14 protein-coding genes are annotated in these 15,989 nt (G+C 73.0%); 8 read left to right on the top strand and 6 right to left on the bottom strand.

Annotated features, from left to right (window positions below; genetic code table 11):
* Window positions 1-10: 10 nt before the first annotated feature.
* Together GUY61_RS21495 and GUY61_RS21490 are read left to right on the top strand one after the other, a co-directional pair.
* Complete coding sequence (locus GUY61_RS21495; RefSeq protein WP_166631856.1) at window positions 11-718, top strand: B3/4 domain-containing protein; 708 nt, start codon at window positions 11-13, stop codon at window positions 716-718.
* Window positions 719-823: 105 nt separating this feature from the next.
* Window positions 824-1,663 carry a MerR family transcriptional regulator gene (locus tag GUY61_RS21490; RefSeq protein ID WP_166631853.1) on the top strand — a complete coding sequence of 280 codons (840 nt, stop codon included), beginning with the start codon at window positions 824-826 and terminating at the stop codon, window positions 1,661-1,663.
* 89 nt (window positions 1,664-1,752) lie between these two features.
* Here GUY61_RS21490 and GUY61_RS21485 read toward each other — a convergent pair whose 3' ends face one another.
* On the bottom strand, window positions 1,753-2,412 hold the full coding sequence (locus GUY61_RS21485; protein ID WP_166631852.1) for a TetR/AcrR family transcriptional regulator: 660 nt from the start codon (window positions 2,410-2,412) through the stop codon (window positions 1,753-1,755).
* Window positions 2,413-2,566: 154 nt separating this feature from the next.
* On the opposite strand from GUY61_RS21485, the gene GUY61_RS21480 reads away from it, so the two are divergent.
* From GUY61_RS21480 to GUY61_RS21465, 4 genes are all read left to right on the top strand, one after another.
* The gene (locus tag GUY61_RS21480; protein ID WP_166631851.1) at window positions 2,567-3,520 is read left to right on the top strand and encodes a fumarylacetoacetate hydrolase family protein; all 954 of its coding nucleotides are present in this window, start codon (window positions 2,567-2,569) and stop codon (window positions 3,518-3,520) included.
* Window positions 3,521-3,614: 94 nt separating this feature from the next.
* Window positions 3,615-5,537: an acyl-CoA synthetase gene (locus GUY61_RS21475; protein WP_313896774.1), complete on the top strand. Its 1,923-nt coding sequence runs from the start codon at window positions 3,615-3,617 to the stop codon at window positions 5,535-5,537.
* A 64-nt stretch (window positions 5,538-5,601) separates the two neighbouring features.
* A complete protein-coding gene (locus GUY61_RS21470; RefSeq protein WP_166631850.1) occupies window positions 5,602-5,952 on the top strand; it encodes a DoxX family protein in 351 nt (116 codons plus the stop codon).
* Between the two features lie 84 nt (window positions 5,953-6,036).
* Window positions 6,037-6,978, top strand: coding sequence for a sulfurtransferase (locus GUY61_RS21465; RefSeq protein WP_243766633.1), 942 nt, complete (start codon window positions 6,037-6,039; stop codon window positions 6,976-6,978).
* A 613-nt stretch (window positions 6,979-7,591) separates the two neighbouring features.
* On the opposite strand, the gene GUY61_RS21460 is transcribed toward GUY61_RS21465, so the two are convergent.
* From GUY61_RS21460 to GUY61_RS21445, 4 genes are all read right to left on the bottom strand, one after another.
* Window positions 7,592-8,809, bottom strand: coding sequence for an IS110 family transposase (locus GUY61_RS21460; RefSeq protein WP_166631849.1), 1,218 nt, complete (start codon window positions 8,807-8,809; stop codon window positions 7,592-7,594).
* A gap of 439 nt (window positions 8,810-9,248) precedes the next feature.
* Complete coding sequence (gene sepH, locus GUY61_RS21455; RefSeq protein WP_313896773.1) at window positions 9,249-10,310, bottom strand: septation protein SepH; 1,062 nt, start codon at window positions 10,308-10,310, stop codon at window positions 9,249-9,251.
* A 479-nt stretch (window positions 10,311-10,789) separates the two neighbouring features.
* Entirely contained in the window at window positions 10,790-12,115 is a 1,326-nt protein-coding gene (locus GUY61_RS21450) for a D-arabinono-1,4-lactone oxidase (RefSeq protein WP_166631847.1), read from the bottom strand.
* The gene (locus GUY61_RS21445; RefSeq protein WP_166631846.1) at window positions 12,069-13,328 is read right to left on the bottom strand and encodes an MFS transporter; all 1,260 of its coding nucleotides are present in this window, start codon (window positions 13,326-13,328) and stop codon (window positions 12,069-12,071) included. Before GUY61_RS21445 ends, GUY61_RS21450 begins: the two co-directional genes overlap by 47 nt.
* Before the next feature lie 180 nt (window positions 13,329-13,508).
* Between GUY61_RS21445 and GUY61_RS21440 the strand changes: the two genes are divergently transcribed.
* A complete protein-coding gene (locus GUY61_RS21440; protein WP_166631845.1) occupies window positions 13,509-14,660 on the top strand; it encodes a ferrochelatase in 1,152 nt (383 codons plus the stop codon).
* Between the two features lie 8 nt (window positions 14,661-14,668).
* A complete protein-coding gene (locus tag GUY61_RS21435) occupies window positions 14,669-15,469 on the top strand; it encodes an inositol monophosphatase family protein (RefSeq protein ID WP_166631844.1) in 801 nt (266 codons plus the stop codon).
* A 132-nt stretch (window positions 15,470-15,601) separates the two neighbouring features.
* Here GUY61_RS21435 and GUY61_RS21430 read toward each other — a convergent pair whose 3' ends face one another.
* Complete coding sequence (locus GUY61_RS21430; RefSeq protein ID WP_166631843.1) at window positions 15,602-15,775, bottom strand: hypothetical protein; 174 nt, start codon at window positions 15,773-15,775, stop codon at window positions 15,602-15,604.
* Between the last annotated feature and the right edge of the window lie 214 nt (window positions 15,776-15,989).

Below are 15,989 nucleotides of genomic sequence, written 5' to 3'. Positions count from 1 at the left end.
GCCCCAGCCCATGACCGTCTTCCGCCTCGCCCCCGCCGTCTGCGACGCCTTCCCCGGCACCCTCATCGCCCTGGTCACCGCCACCGGCCTGCGCGGCCGCGAACCCTGGCCCGACACGACTGCCGCCCTGGAGGACCTGGAGCAGCAACTCGCCTGCGGCACCTGGCAGCCCGCCGGCGACAGTGACCCGCGCATCGAGGCGTGGCACACCGCCTACCGCTCCTTCGGCACCAACCCCCGCCGCGTCCGCCCCAGCGTCGACGCGCTCGGCCGCCGCCTCGTCAACAAGGGAACGCTGCCGCGCATCAGCCCGGCCGTCGACTCCTACAACGCCGTCTCCGTCCGTCACGGCCTGCCCGCCGGCGCCTTCGACCTGCACCACGTCGCCGGCGACATCGACATCCGCTACGCCGATGGCGGTGAAGTGTTCACACCGCTCGGCGAACCCGGCACCATCGAGAACCCCAGGCCCGGCGAGATCATCTACGCCGACACCACCGGTGTCCTGACCCGCCACTGGAACCACCGCGACGCCCACCGCACCCGCGTCACCGAGGACTCCGCCCACGTCGCCTTCGTCCTCGAAACCCTCCACGCGACCCGTGACGGCGACCTCCTCAAGGCCGCGGCGGACGAACTGCGGACCCTGCTCATTCCGCACACGGAACGGACCGCCATCCACCACCTCGGCCCGGCACACCCCCAGGCCGCCGTCTGAGCCTCCACCAGCCCCGGTTCGCCCGGCGGCGCCACGCAGGGCCTTCGCTCGCGGCGCATCGTCGGCGCTTGACCTTGCAGTTGGTGGAAGGGCGAGCATGGCGCCATGTTGTCGATCAGCGATTTCAGTGAAATGTGCCATCTGTCGCCGCAGACGCTGCGGTTCTACCACTCCGAGGGTTTGCTCGTCCCGGCCGACGTCAACGAGCGGACCGGCTACCGCTCGTACACGTTCGACCAGGTCGAGCGGGCCATGCTGATCACCGTCCTGCGCGGCACCGGGATGAGCGTCGAGCTCGTCCGGCGTGCCCTCGACGAACCGGACGCGGCCCCCGCCCTGCTGGAGCAGCACGGCATGGAGGTGCGGCGCCGGCGGCAGGCCCAGGACGATGCGATCAGCGACGCGCGTGAACTCCTCGGCTCGTGGCCTGAAGTGCGCCTGAACCACGCACCCGGCACGACCGTGGTGTCGAAGCCGGTGGCCGGCCCGCCGGCCGGGCGCGACCGGGACGACTGGGACCAGGCCGATGCCGTGCTCACCGCCGTTCAGGAGGTGGTCAAGACCGTGGAGTCCTGCGGAGCCGTCGTGTCGGGGACGCCCTGGCGGGCCCCGGCCATCGAAACCCCGGAACAAAGAAGGCAGAACCTCACCCCTGAGGGGCCGCACTGGCTGGTGAAGATCCCCATTACGGCGGACGAGAAGGCAGTGGCGGCCCTGCCCGGCGACGTCGAGGTGCAGATCTTCGAGGCCCGGGACGAACTGTCGATCTTCATCCCGGGCAAGCGCTCGCTGGCCAAGCACTGCACCGCGGTCTCGCGCCTGGCCAGGCACCCCCTCGACGCCGCCTTCATCGACCTCTCCGGCATCCGGGAACTGCTGCATGACGGCGGTGTCGAGACCGCCGTGGCGATCCGCGGACTCGACGACACCGGCGTGGGCGGGTGACCTGACGCGCGGACGGGCTTCTCGATCACCTCGGTGATCTTCCGGCCGGCGATGTCGCGGACCTGGAGGAAGACCGGCGCCTGCCCAGGTCAGGGCGCGGGCAGGGCAGGCAGGGGCCGGGTGGCGAGCTCCTGTGCTTCAGCGCGCGTCAGGCCGAACATGCGCAGCAGGCGGGCGGCCAGCTGATCGGTGACGCGCTCGGCATCGAGGTCGGGGCGGGCCTCCAGGAGGTGCAGCACGCCGAGCAGGGCGCCGCCGGCCATGGCCACGGCTGTGTGCGGGTCGTCGATGTCCAGCCGTCCGCTGTCGGCGGCGGCCTGCAGGTCCCGCATCGCCTGCGGGGCCAGGCCGTTCTCGGAGGTCAGGTAGGGCATGCCCGTGCGCACGAAGATCCTGACCATCTGCGGGTGGGTGCTCTGCAGCCGGCCGGTCAGGCGGACGCTGGCGGAGAAGACCTCCGCCGGGTCCTCCAGGTCTCCTACGACGGAGTCCAGAAGTGCCCCGTGTTCATCCAGGGTGAGCGCGACGGCGGCGTCGAACAACTCGTCCTTGCTGGTGAAGTGGTTGTAGAAGGTGCCGAAACCGACGTCCGCCGCCTCGGTGATCTCCTGGATGCTCACATCGGCCCGCCCCTGCTCGGCGAGGAGCCTCTGCGCGGCCGCGACCAGTGCGGCCCGGGTGCGCGCCTTGCGCCGGTCCAGGCGGTTGGGCGTCCGGCTGCCAGCCATGCCCTGTCCGTCGGTAGTCATCCCACACCTTACTCCGTGGATCAGTTCTGAGTATTCAATCAGTGCTGATACCTCTTGACGATTACTTCATCTTAACTGATGCTCTCATCACTCCGACCGGAGACCGCTCGCGGGAGCCGTCCCGGTCGACGCTGCCCAGTACTCAGGAGAGCCGATGAGTGTCCAGGTCGTCCGCACCGCAGACGGCTGGTGGGTGGAGAGCAGCTCAGGACGGCTGCACCGCGTCGACACCGATGCGGACACCACCGCCGGCCTGCTCGCCGACCGCCCCGCCGTGCAGGACGCGGCCGCCCGCGCCGCGGCCGACCCCGACGCCGGGCCGTCCGCAGGAGAAGCAGGGCTGCTGCCGCCCGTCACCACCCCCTGCCGGGTGGTGGCGCAGATGGTCAACTACCGTTCCCACGCGGTGGACTCCGGATTCGACCCGGACACCGTCCCGCCCGCCTTCTTCCGCAAGGCCTCCGGGTCCGTCAGCGGCCCCTACCAGGACATCGTGCGTCCGCCGCACGTGCGCTTCCTGGACTACGAGGTCGAGCTCGGGCTGGTGATGGGCGCCGACCTGCCGGTCGGCACCGAGGTCACCGACACCACCCTCGCGAAATACGTCGCCGCGCTGGTCGTCGCCGACGATGTCAGCGCCCGCGACCTGCAGCTGCCCAAGACCCAGTTCTACGAGTCCAAGTCGTACCCGACCTTCACCCCGCTCGGCCCCCGGCTGCTCCTGGTCGACGCCGACGACCTGGCCCGCCTGCCGGACCTGCGGCTCACGCTGAAGGTCAACGGGGCCACCCGGCAGGACTGCACCACCACCGACATGATCGTCCGGCCCGCGAGGGCGCTCACCCTGCTGGCCCGCTTCCAGACCCTGAACCCCGGCGACGTCCTGCTCACCGGAACCCCCGGCGGCACCGCGCTGAAATCCCCGGGGAAGCTCCTGGCCACACTTGCCGCCCTGCTGCCCCCGCACAAGCGCTGGCAGAAGTTCTTCGCCCGCCAGCAGGCCAATCCCGACTACCTCAAGGACGGCGACGTCGTCACGGTCCGCATCGCGACCGACGACGGCGTACTCGACCTCGGCGAGCAGCGCACGGTGGTGCGCGCCCGCTGACGACCCCCGGGCCCCCGCCCGGGACCGGCCGGCCCGGCATCCCCGTACCGGGCCGGCCACATGACCCCATCCCTCACCCTGCAAAGGCGCACCGGTGACATTCACACCCACCGACCTGCTGTGGCCCGCCTGCGACAGCGCCGCGGACCTGACCGCCGTCGAGGCCGTCCCGCTGCACGAGCGCGGCCTGCCCGCCACCACCTACGACGCCCTGCTCCGCGCCGCCCGCCTGTGGCCCGGCCACCCCGCCCTGACGGTACTGCCCGATGCCGCGCGTTTCCTCCGCCCCGCCACCGTGACCTTCGCGCAGCTGCGCGACCAGGTGCACCGCACCGCCAACCTGCTGCGCTCGCTCGGCGTCACCCGCCGCGCCGCCGTGGGCCTGCTCGCACCGAACACCGCCGAGCTCCCCGCCGCCCTGCTGGCCGCGCAGGCAGCGGGCATCGCCGCCCCGGTGAACCCGGGCCTGGCGCCCGAGCACGTCGAGCAGCTGCTGCGGCGCGGCGGCGCGCGCGTGCTCATAGCCGCCGGTCCGCAGCTGGACGCGCAGGTGTGGGCCACGGCCCGGCAGGTCGCCGCCTCGCTGCGCCTGGACGCGCTGCTGGCCCTGGCCCCCACCACGGCCGACGGCCCCGCTCCCGCTCTCGAACCCGTCGAGGGGGTACGCGTGGGCTACCTCGCGGAGCTGGCCGCATCCCATCCCGCCGACAAGCTGGTGGACATCGAACCTCCGGCTGCCGAGGACCTGGCCGCCTACTTCCACACCGGCGGCACCACCGGCACCCCCAAGCTCGCCGCGCACACGCACACCAACGAGGTCGTCGACGCCTGGATGGTGGCCGCGAGCATCCCCCTCGACACGGGCTCGGCGATGTTCGCGGCACTGCCGCTGTTCCACGTCAACGCCTTGATCGTCACCCTGCTCGGCCCGCTGCTGCAAGGCCGGCGAGTGGTGTGGGCGGGGCCGCTGGGCTACCGCGATCCCGAGCTGTACGGAGTGTTCTGGAAGCTGGTGGAGCACTACCGGATCGCCGCCATGTCGGCAGTGCCCACCGTGTACTCCGTCCTCGCCCGCGTCCCCGTCGACGCGGACATCTCCAGCATGCGGTTCGCCGCCGTCGGCGCCTCCCCGCTGCCGCCCGCCGTACGGGAGTCCTTCGAGGAGCACACCGGCATCCCGCTGTGCGAGGGCTACGGGCTGACCGAGGCGACCTGCGCCTCCGCCCTCGGCCTGCCGGGGCACACCCGGCCCGGCAGCGTTGGCCGGCGCCTGCCCTACCAGCAGGTCAAGACCGTGCGCATCGACCCGGACACCGGCGAGTGGCACGACCTGCCGCGGGGCGCCACCGGGGTGCTCGCCGTCAGCGGGCCCACCGTCTTCGCCGGCTACGTCGCCGAGCACACCGCCCACGGGCCGAGGCTGGAGACCGCCGGGAAGATCCGCGAGGGCTGGCTGGACACGGGCGACCTGGCCCGCATCGACGCCGACGGCTTCGTCCATCTGGCCGGCCGCGCCAAGGACCTGATCATCCGCGGGGGCCACAACATCGACCCCGCCGGGATCGAGGACGTCCTCCTCGCCCACCCCGAGGTCACCGCCGCCGCAGCGGTCGGCCGCCCCGACCCGCACGCGGGCGAGGTGCCCGTCGCCTACGTCGCCCTCACCCCCGGCGCCCGCGTGGATCCCGCCGAGCTGCTCACCTGGGCCACCGAACGGGTCGGCGAGCGCGCCGCCGCCCCGCGGGAGGTGCTCGTGATCGACGCGATCCCGCTCACCGCCGTCGGCAAGCCCTACAAGCTCGGCCTGCGCCTGGACGCCACCCGCCGCGCGGTCCACGCCGAACTGGCCGCCCAGGGCGCGGAATGCGACCCGGAACTGATCGTGTGCCGACCGCACGACGGCGGTGTCCGCGTCGTGCTGCCCGCCCCTGCCGACGAGACGGTACGGCGCAGGGTCACGGCAGCCCTCGACCGGTACGTCCTCGACTGGCAGTACGCCGCCCAGCACGTCACCTGACCGGGCCGCATCGACCCGCTTCCGGACGGCGGCGAGCCATCCCCTCCGCACAGAGAGAGCCTCCATGAGCACCACCACCATCGTCCTGGCCGTCATCCTCGCCGCGGTCTTCCTCCTGCTGGGGTCGGCCAAGCTCGCGGCAGTCCCCGCAATGCGCCAGGCCGCAGCCCACGTCGGCATGACCACCAACCACTACCGCCTGCTGGGCGCTCTCGAGGTGGCGGCCGCGGCCGGGCTGCTGGCCGGCCTGCGGATCACCGCGCTCGGTGCCGCCGCCTCAGCGGGCCTGGTCCTGCTCATGGCCGGAGCCGTCGCCGTACACCTGCGCAGCGGCGACCCGGCCGCCCGCTGTCTGCCGGCCGCCGCCGTGGGCGCCCTGGCCGCAGCCCATCTCGTCCTGCTGGCCGGCGGCTAGCAGAACAACACCCCCGTGGCCGACGCCGTCAGGGCGCGGCCGTAACCGCCCAGCCGCCGACTGGGCACCGGGAGGAGCACCACCATGAGCCGCATCGACGGCCACCGGCATCCGCCGCCCCCGGCCGGCACCCGGTGGCCGAAGCCGAAGGGCATCCACGCTCCCGGCGGCCGCGAACCGCCGCCGCGGAGCCCCCAGCACGCGATCGCCCTGATGGACACCTACGCCGTCGGAACCGCAGTGCCGTCCCTGTCCACCCCCGGCACCCGGCCGGGTGCCGGTGCCGAGGCGGCTGCCATGGCCAGGCAGGTCAACGAGCTCGGCCAGGAACCCGTCAAGGACCACCCCGACCAGCCCGACCGGTTGGGACACCTCGACACCGTGCCGCTGCCCGACCCGGACGCCTTCGGCGCCGCGATGCGACGGGCGGGTGTCTCCTCCGCGCGTCCCGTCGTGGTCTACGACGGCGGGCACGGCTGGGCGGCCGCCCGGGCCTGGTGGCTGCTGACCTGGGCCGGGCATCCGTCGGTACGGGTTCTCGACGGCGGCCTCGCCGCGTGGACGGCCGCGGGCGGCGAGGTGACCCGGGAGGTGCCGGCCCCCGGGGAGGGCGACTTCGTCCCCGAGCCGGGAGCGCTAGGACTGCTGGACGCGGACGGGGCCGCGGCCCTGGCCAGGACGGGACTGCTCCTCGACGCGCGGGCCGCCGAGCGGTACCGGGGGGAGACCGAGCCGATCGACCCGGTGGCCGGCCACATCCCCGGGGCGGTGCCCGCACCGACCACGCAGAACGTCGCGGAGGACGGGTGCTTCCTGCCCGCCGGGGCACTGCGTGAACGCTTCGCCGCTCTGGGCGCCACGGGCCCGGCGCCCGTCGGCGTCTACTGCGGCTCGGGCGTCTCCGCGGCGCACCAGATCCTCGCGCTGACCCTGGCGGGCATTCCGGCCGCGCTCTACGCGGGTTCCTGGTCGGAGTGGATCTCCGACCCGTCCCGCCCGGTCGCCACGGGTCCCGAACCCGGCTGACCGGTCGTCTGCCCGCGCGCCCGACTGTGCGGCTCCGCACGCTTCCCGCGCGCGGCCGGGCCGGGGCGCCCGGAGGACGCCGGCCTCGGCCGACGGCCCGCGAGGCGCGCTCCGCCCGGCTCGGCCAGGCCTGGTGGGTGTGCGGGCCGCCCGACCAGGAGCGCGTTCCGGTCACCCGTGATGGCCGGGCCCGGGGCCGCGCTCATGGGCCCGGCCCGGCGCGGGCCGCCCGGGTGGGGACCGCCCGAGTGGGGAGGGGCCGCGGGGAGCCGGCCCCGTCCGGCGCGGGATGCGGTCCGAGCGGCAGGGACGTGGTTCTGCCGGGGGCTTTCGTGTGACCCCGGCCGCGCGGACACGGCGCGGTCCACCGGGCCTCGCGGGTGCGTCCGGGCGGACGCTGCCCCGCCGGGCGGCAGGCGCGGGCGGGTGGCGTCGACCGGGCGGGGCCCGGTCCGGCGAGGGTGCCGGCTGTCCGGTCGTCCGGCGCGGGGACCTCGGCCGCGCGTGCACGGCGCTGTCCCGCGCCAGGCCACGCGGTGCGTCCCGGGGGGGTGCCTCTATGTCTTTCGTCAAGGCGCCCGGGTTCGGTTTGGGGTGGTTTGGCCTGCTGGGGTCATGCGGCGAGTTCGACGTCCTTGGGGATGCGGGGTTCGTAGAGGGTGCCGTCGCGGAGCATGGCGAACAGGACGCTGATGCGTTGGCGGGCCAGGCGGAGGAGGGCCTGGGTGTGGGTCTTGCCGCGGGCTCGCTGGCGGTCGTAGTAGGTGCGGGAGGCCGGGTCGGCGTTCATGCAGGCGAAGGCGGAGAGGAACATGGCGCGTTTGAGCTGCCGGTTTCCGCCTCGGGGTGCGTGTTCGCCGTGGATCGAGGTCCCGGACGACTTCGTGGTCGGGGCCAGGCCGGCGTAGGAGGCCAGGTGGGCGGCGGTGGGGAAGCCGGTGCCGTCGCCGACGGTGACCAGCAGGACGGCGGCGGTCCTGACGCCGACGCCGGGCATCGACGTCAGGACCGGGGAAAGAGGGTGGGCCTCCAGCAGGGTGTTGATCTGGGCTTCCAGGGCCCGGCGCTGGGTGTGGACGGTGGCCAGGGAGGCGGCCAGGGTGGGGATGACGATGTCGAGGGTTCCGGTGCCCGGGACGATCACGGTCTGTTCGTCGAGTGCGTCGAAGACGTCGTCGATGAGCCGGGCGGCCATGCGCGGGGCCTTGGGCCGGATCAGTTCGACGAGTCTGCGGCGGCCGGCTCTGCGCAGGGCGGCCGGGGAGCCGTGACGCTCCAGCAGCCAGGTGACGGCCTGGTGGTCCAGACGCGGCCCGAGGACGCGCTCCAGGCTGGGATGGAACTGGGTGAGCAGGCCGCGTATCCGGTTGGAGGTGCGGGTGGCCTCGGCGGCGAGGTCCTGGTCGAAGCCGACGAGGACGGTCAGCTCGGCGGTGATCTCGTCGGTGAGTTCCAGCGAGCGCAGGGTGTGCGGCATGGTGCGGGCGGCGTCCGCGATCACGGCGGCGTCCTTCGCGTCGGTCTTCGCCTCGCCGGGGTAGAGGTCGGCGATCCGCCGCATGGCGAGTCCGGGCAGGTAGGCGACCTGGCAGCCCGCGTCGCGGGCGACGGTCAGCGGGAGGGCGCCGATCGAGGCGGGCTGGTCCACGATCACCAGGACGGTGCCGAACTTCGCCGTGAGCTTGTCGAGGACGGCCCGCAGCTTCGGCTCGCTGTTCGGCAGCTGCTTGTCGAAGACCTTCTTCCCGGCCGGAGTCAGCCCGTGCCCGTGATGGGCACTCTTTCCGACGTCCAGGCCGAGGAACACGCCCACGCCTTCGGTGTCGAACATCGCGCCCTTCCCGGGGTGTTGACGGTGCCGGCCTCGGCATCGGTGTCGTACGCGCGCATCCACGTTATGCAGACCTGCCATCCGCGAGCTGTCCGGCATTGCGCCGGACCGGGTGGCGGCCGGACCTCTCATCAGCGTCTCCGACGGCACCTCCCGGGCCCGGTGACACCACCCCCCAGGTCATCCCATCGACAGGGGGACACAGTCATACCGGGCCCGGAGGCCAGCGGCCCCGTTGCAGGACCGCGGAAAACATAGCGGGGGGGGCGCCGACCGGGCGGGGCCGTCCCGCGGGTGCGGTGGGGCGGCCCGGCGCGCGGGGGAACCGGCCGGACGGGCGCTGTCCCGCGGGTGCGGTGGGTCAGTTGCACCGGACGGGCCGTGCAGGGGCATGCCGGGCCGCCCTGTGTGCGGGCGGGCGGCACACCTGCCCCGGTCGTCAGTCCTGCTTCTTGCGGCGGGTGCCGAAGACGATCTCGTCCCAGCTCGGAACCGCCGCGCGGCGTCCCGGGCGGACGCCGTCGGCCTCGGCCTGCCGGTCCGTGGAGCCGACGAGGCGGTCGCGGTGACCGGTGACCGAGCGCGGCATGAGCACGTCCGCGTACGCCGAGCCGGCGCTCGCGGCGGGAGCCGGGGGCTCCTCGGCCTCCGCGGCGAGCGCGGACACCGGCTCCTCGTCCGGAGCCGGTTCCACCGGTGCCGGACGCTCCGGGACGACCATGTCGCCCCGGAAGCTCGGCACCGCCTCCAGCAGGCTGGTCAGCGAGTCGCGCTCGTTCTCCTCGGCCGGTTCCGGCGAGGACGGACCGCCGGAACGGTCGGGGACCCGGTCGAGCGGCCGGTCCCGGGGCAGCCGGGCGATCCGGGGCACGAAGGGGAAGCTCGGCTCGGGCGTGTCGTCGGTCTCGCCGATCAGCGAGCGTGCCTCGTCGTCCACGGCCTGGACGAGCCGCCGCGGCGGGTCGTACGTCCAGCTCGCGGAGTGCGGTTCGCCCGCCACCCGGTAGACAAGCAGGACCTCCCAGGTGCCGTCGTCGCGGCGCCAGGAGTCCCACTGCACGGTGTCCTTCTCGGCGCCGCGCAGCAGCAGCCGTTCCGTGACGGCCTCGCCGAGCTGGGGTCCCGCGTTCTCGCCGGGGCGGCGCACCGGGGTCTTGCGGGCACGCTCCGCCATGAAGGCGCGCTCCGCGAGCACGGGGCCCTCGAAGCGGCGCACCCGGTCGACGGGGATGCCCGCGAGCTGGGCGACCTCCTCGGCGGAGGCGCCGGCACGTATCCGCGCCTGGATGTCGCGGGGGCGGAGATGGCTCTCCACCTCGATCTCGATCTGGCCGAGGCGGGCACGGTCGTTGCGGACGGCGGCACGCAGCCGCTCGTCGATCGGAAGCGTGTATTCCGTGTTGTCCGCAGCCTTCAGCACCAGCCGTGTGCCGTCATTCGAGACGGCCACGACACGCAGTTCGGGCATGGGGACCTCCCGGGTGGTGCCTGCCGACGTCACGTGCGTCGCTGCTTCCGCTAGTCGAGTGTGGCCTGCCCGGGTGCAGCCTGCCACAACCTTGCCGAGTTGCCCGGCGTGTCGGGCATGGGCCCTGAAGCGCCGTTATGGCACGGTTACCTGTTTGCGACGCAGAGTGACCAGCTCGGTCGCTCTGTGCAGCAGGCGCCCGTGCGGTGCCGCGGCGCCGCCGGATCGAGTGCCGCCTTCGGCCCCCTCCCGAAGGTCCTGCTCCCTTGCGGGAAACCGGACCCAGGGCTCGTCACAGTACTCCATTCGGACCATGGCCGTCGTGCGCCGCGCCACCGAACTTCGTACGACGATCACTTGCCCAGTACCGGGAACCGGTAACCGAGTGGGTGTACGGGTGTTGAGGTTCACACGGTCCCGGGAATCGGAACTTTTCGCTCCGTAAGCCGCTTCATTCGGACCGTAACCGCGCGTAGTTGGGCAATCGGTCTCCGCCCAACCCTTTCGGGTGGTCAGTCGCCCAGCACCCGCCGCAGGTAGTCGTTGGCGAACAGCCGCTCAGGGTCGAGCCGGTCGCGCAGCGCCGTGAACTCCTCGAACCGCGGGTAGACGGACGCCAGATACGCGGCGTCACGAGTGTGGATCTTGCCCCAGTGCGGCCTGCCCCCATGGGTGGTCATGATGCGCTCCACCGCCGTGAAGTACCCCTGGTGCGGAGTGCCCCGGTACAGGTGCACGGCGATGTAGGCGGTCTCCCGGCCCGAGGCAGTGGAGAGCGCGATGTCGTCGGCGGGCGCCGTGCGCACCTCCACCGGGAAGCTCACGCGGAACGAGGAGCGGTCCACCAGGGCCTTCAGCTCACGCAGGGCCCCGACCGCCGCCTCCCGCGGCAGCGCGTACTCCATCTCGACGAAGCGCACCCGGCGCGGACTTGTGAAGACCTTGTAGGGAATGTCGGTGTAGGTACGGGCGGACAGCGCGCGGCTGGATATCCGGGCGATCGCCGGGATGCTGGACGGCACCGCGCGCCCCAGGGTGCACGCCGCCTGGAAGACTCCGTTGGAGAGGAACTCGTCCTCGAACCAGCCGCTCACCGTGCCGAGCGGTGAAGCGGGGCCCTGGCTGCGGTTGTTGCGCTTGGTGTTGCAGTTGCCGGTGTGCGGGAACCAGTAGAACTCGAAGTGCTCGTTCTCGGTGACGTGCTCGTCGAACTCGGCGGTGACCCGCTCGAAGGTCATCGGCTCCTCGCGTGCCGTGAGCAGGAAGACCGGCTCCACGGCGAAGGTCAGCGAGGTGACCACACCCAGTGCGCCGAGACCGATCCGCGCCGCCGCGAAGACCTCCGGATTCTCGGACGCCGAGCAGTTCAGCACCGAACCGTCGGCCGTCACCAGCTCAAGTGCCTTGATCTGGGCGGATATCGAGGCCGAGTCGCGGCCGGTGCCGTGAGTGCCGGTGCTGGTCGCCCCCGACACCGTCTGATCCATGATGTCGCCCATGTTGGTCAGCGACAGGCCCTGAGCGGCCAGAGCGCGGTTCATCACCTTCAGCTGCATCCCCGCGCCCACCGTCACGGTGCCGGCGGCGCGGTCGACGGAACGGATGCCGGCGAGGCGCTGCGGCCGCACGAGCAGGCCGTCGGTGGCGGCGGCCGCCGTGAAGGAGTGCCCGGTGCCGACGGCCTTGACCCGCAGCCCGTCCTCGGCGGCCCGGCGGACGGCAGCCGCCAGTTCCTCCACGGAGCCCGGCGCCACGATCCTCGCGGGCCGTGCGGAGACGTTCCCGGCCCAGTTACGCCACGTGCTGTTCGTCCCGGTGGTCACGGTCGTTCCTGTCATGCTCTGCCAGCCCCTCCCGTTGCTGCCGAGCCGACGGCCTGCGCAGCCGGCGGTGTCCCAGGAACGCGACCGCGACCGCGGCGGCTCCGGCGAGACCGGGCACCACGTACCCGGTGCCCGCGCCCGCGGTGTCGATCACCCAGCCCGCGGCCGAGGACCCCACCGCGATGCCGACCGCGAGCCCGGTGCTCACCCAGGTCATGCCCTCGGTCAGTTTCGCGCGTGGTACGTGCTGCCCGACGAGGGCCATCGTCGTGATCATCGTGGGTGCGATGGACAGGCCCGCGACAAAGAGCGCCACGGCCAGGAACGGCAGGTTCCCGACCAGTTGGAGGGGGATCATACTCACGGCCATCGCGCATACGCCCAGCACCCACCTGCGGGCCGCGGGACCCTTCGGGTGCAGCAGGCCGAAAACCACCCCCGCCAGGCACGAACCCAGGGCGTAAAGCGCCAGCACCACGCTCGCGGCCGCCTTGTGGCCCTGCTCCTCGGCGAAGGCCACCGTGACGACGTCCACCGCCCCGAAGACCGTGCCGACCGTCACGAACGCGGCGACCAGGACCTGCAGTCCGGGAGCGCGCAGCGCGCTGCCCCGGCCGTGCTCCCCGCGCGGGTGCGGGACGGGTTCGGTCGCGCGCAGCGCGGTGAGCCAGAGGACCCCGGCCGCGAGGAAGAGGGCGGCGAGCAGCGGACCCGCCTCCGGGAACCAGGCGGTGGACAGGCCGATGGAGATGATCGGCCCCAGGATGAAGCAGATCTCGTCGACCACGGATTCCAGCGAGTACGCCGTGTGCAGTTCCCGGGAGGCGCCGTCGTAGAGGGCAGCCCAGCGGGCCCTGACCATCGAGCCCAGGCTGGGCACGCAGCCGATGAAGGCGCTGGACAGGAACAGCGTCCAGTCCGGTGCCTCGCGCCTCGCGCTGACCAGCAGGCCGGCCGTCGCGGCGAGCGAGACCGCGGTGACCGGGCGCAGTACGCGGCGCTGGCCGTAGCGGTCGACCAGCCGGGAGACCTGGGGGCCGAGCACGGCGGCGGAGAGCGCGACGGTGGCGGCGAGGGCGCCGGCCAGCCCGTAGCGGCCGGTCAGCTGGGAGACCATGGTCACGATGCCGATGCTCATCATCGACAGCGGCATCCGGCCGAGTAGGCCCGCCGCGGAGAACGACTTCGTTCCGGGCAGGGTGAAGATCGCGCGGTAAGGGCTCGGCAAGATGTCTCCGTAAGGAATGCAGTCCGCCACACAGCTTACGGGCGATGTCGTCCCAGGTGCATACGCGTTTTTCCGGGGAGCGGTGCGGCCCTCGGGTGCGGCGGCCGGGCGGGGCGCCCCGCGGCGTACCGCCCGGTTGTCGTTTTCACGCTGTCGGTGGCGGGTGGGAGGATCGGGGACATGTCCGATCAGCGTGAAGCGGACCGCGCAGCGGCCCCGTCCCCCTCCCCGTACGACGCCCTTCTGCTGCTGTCCTTCGGTGGCCCGGAAGGCCCCGACGAAGTCGTTCCGTTCCTGGAGAACGTCACCAGAGGCCGCGGCATCCCCAGGGAACGGCTCAAAGAGGTGGGGCAGCACTACTTCCTGTTCGGCGGTGTCAGCCCCATCAACGCGCAGAACCGGGAACTGCTCGACGTCCTCCGCAAGGACTTCGCCGAACACGGACTCGACCTGCCGGTCTACTGGGGCAACCGCAACTGGGCGCCGTACCTGACGGACACCCTGCGCGAGATGGTCGCCGACGGCCGGCGCCGCATCGCCGTCCTGGCCACCAGCGCCTACGCCTCGTACTCCGGCTGCCGGCAGTACCGCGAGAACCTCGCGGACGCGCTCGCCCGGCTCTCGGAGGAGGGCCTGGAACCGCCCCGCGTGGACAAACTGCGGCACTACTTCAACCACCCCGGATTCGTCCGGCCCATGGTGGACGGCGTGCTGAAGTCGCTCGCCGGACTGCCGGAGGAGGTGCGCCCGCACGCGCACCTCGCCTTCACGACGCACTCCATCCCCGACACCGCCGCCGACACCTCGGGGCCCGTCGAGGGACACGGCGAGGGAGGCGCCTACGTCAGGCAGCACCTGGACGTCGCGCGGGTGATCGTCGAGGCCGTGCGCGAGGAGACCGGCGTCGAGTACCCGTGGCGGCTCGTCTACCAGTCACGCAGCGGAGCCCCGCACGTCCCGTGGCTGGAGCCGGACATCTGCGACCACCTGGAGGAGCTGCACGGCCGGGGCGTCCCCGGAGTCGTGATGGTTCCGATCGGCTTCGTCTCCGACCACATGGAGGTCAAGTACGACCTCGACACCGAGGCCACGGCCAAGGCCGCGGAGCTCGGCCTTCCGGTCGCGCGCTCCGCCACCGTCGGGGCCGACCCGCGTTTTGCCGCCGCCGTCCGCGAGCTCCTGCTGGAGCGCGCGGCCACCGAGCGGGGCAGCGCGGTGGAGCGCTGCGCGCTGGGCTCGCTCGGCCCCAGCCACGACGTGTGCCCGGTGGGCTGCTGCCCGGCCCGCGCCCCGCGTCCCGCCGCCGCGGGCGCCGACAGCCCCTACGCCTGAGGAGTGCCGTGACCGATCCGCTCAACGCCCAGCTGCTGGATCTCGCCCTCGAGGCCGCCCGGCGCGCGGGTGAGCTGCTGCGCGACGGCCGGCCCGCCGACCTCGGCGTGGCGGCGACCAAGTCGAGTTCGGTCGACGTCGTCACCGAGATGGACATCGCCGCGGAGAAGCTGATCACCGGCTTCCTCGCCGACCGCAGGCCCGACGACGGATTCCTGGGGGAGGAGGGCGCGGACACCGCGGGCACCAGCGGCGTGCGCTGGGTCGTCGACCCGCTCGACGGCACGGTGAACTACTTGTACGGGCTGCCGACCTGGGCCGTGTCGATCGCCGCGCAGCGCGACGGCGAGACCGTGGCGGCCGTCGTCGAGGTCCCCATGCGCGGCGAGACGTTCCACGCCGTCCTCGGCGGCGGCGCCCACAGCGGCGAGGTGCGCCTGGCCTGCCGGCCCTCGCCGCCGCTGGAGCAGGCCCTGGTGTCCACCGGCTTCAACTACGTCAGGACCGTGCGCGCGCACCAGGCCGCAGTCGCCCAGCAGCTGATCCCGCTGCTGCGCGACATCCGGCGCGGCGGCTCGGCCGCGGTGGACCTCTGCGACGTCGCCGCCGGCCGGCTCGACGCGTTCTACGAGCGCGGGCTGAACCCGTGGGACTTCGCCGCGGGAGACCTGATCGCCCGTGAGGCGGGGGCGCTCACCGGCGGCCGGCCCGGCTCGCCCCCGTCCTCCGAGCTGACCCTCGCCGCCTCGCCCGGCGTCTTCGAACGCCTCCAGCCGCTCCTGGAGGAACTCGGGGCCTGGCACGACTGACCCGGGGCGCCGGCGGCCCGCCCGGCCGCCCTGTGCCCGCCCAGGGCCCTTCGGGGCCCGGCGGGCGCGGACGCGAAGGTGCCCCGGACCTCGCGGTCCGGGGCACCTTCACCTGCGGTGACGGATCAGAGATCAGACGCGCGCGGCGTCGACCTCCACGCCGTGCTCGGCGGCGAGGCGATGCAGGTCGTCCAGTTCGGCCTGCTCGACATCCGCGAGGAAGTCGTCGCCGGTCTCGCGAGCCCGGTAGAGGTCGGACTCGGTGGTCCTTATGCGCTGCAGGAGTCCTGCGGTGAAAGCGTCCATGTGCGCCCCCTCGTCGTAGGTCGGGTCGGGTGGCACGGGGGTGTGCCAGGGGATCTCCTGCGGCTCAGGGTCCCCGGAGACACGATCACGCGGCGCTGCCTGCGGGGGACTGCAGGATGGCGGCGTGCGACGCACACGGCGTGATCGTGGGGTGTGAGGTGTCCTCCCCTGCCCGTACCTCAGGGAAACCTCAAATCCCCTAAGAGTCCCGAAC

It is taken from the genome of Streptomyces sp. GC420, from assembly GCF_009916105.1.
Taxonomy (GTDB): Bacteria; Actinomycetota; Actinomycetes; order Streptomycetales; family Streptomycetaceae; genus Streptomyces.
This window is presented reverse-complemented; position numbering and strand designations above follow the sequence as displayed.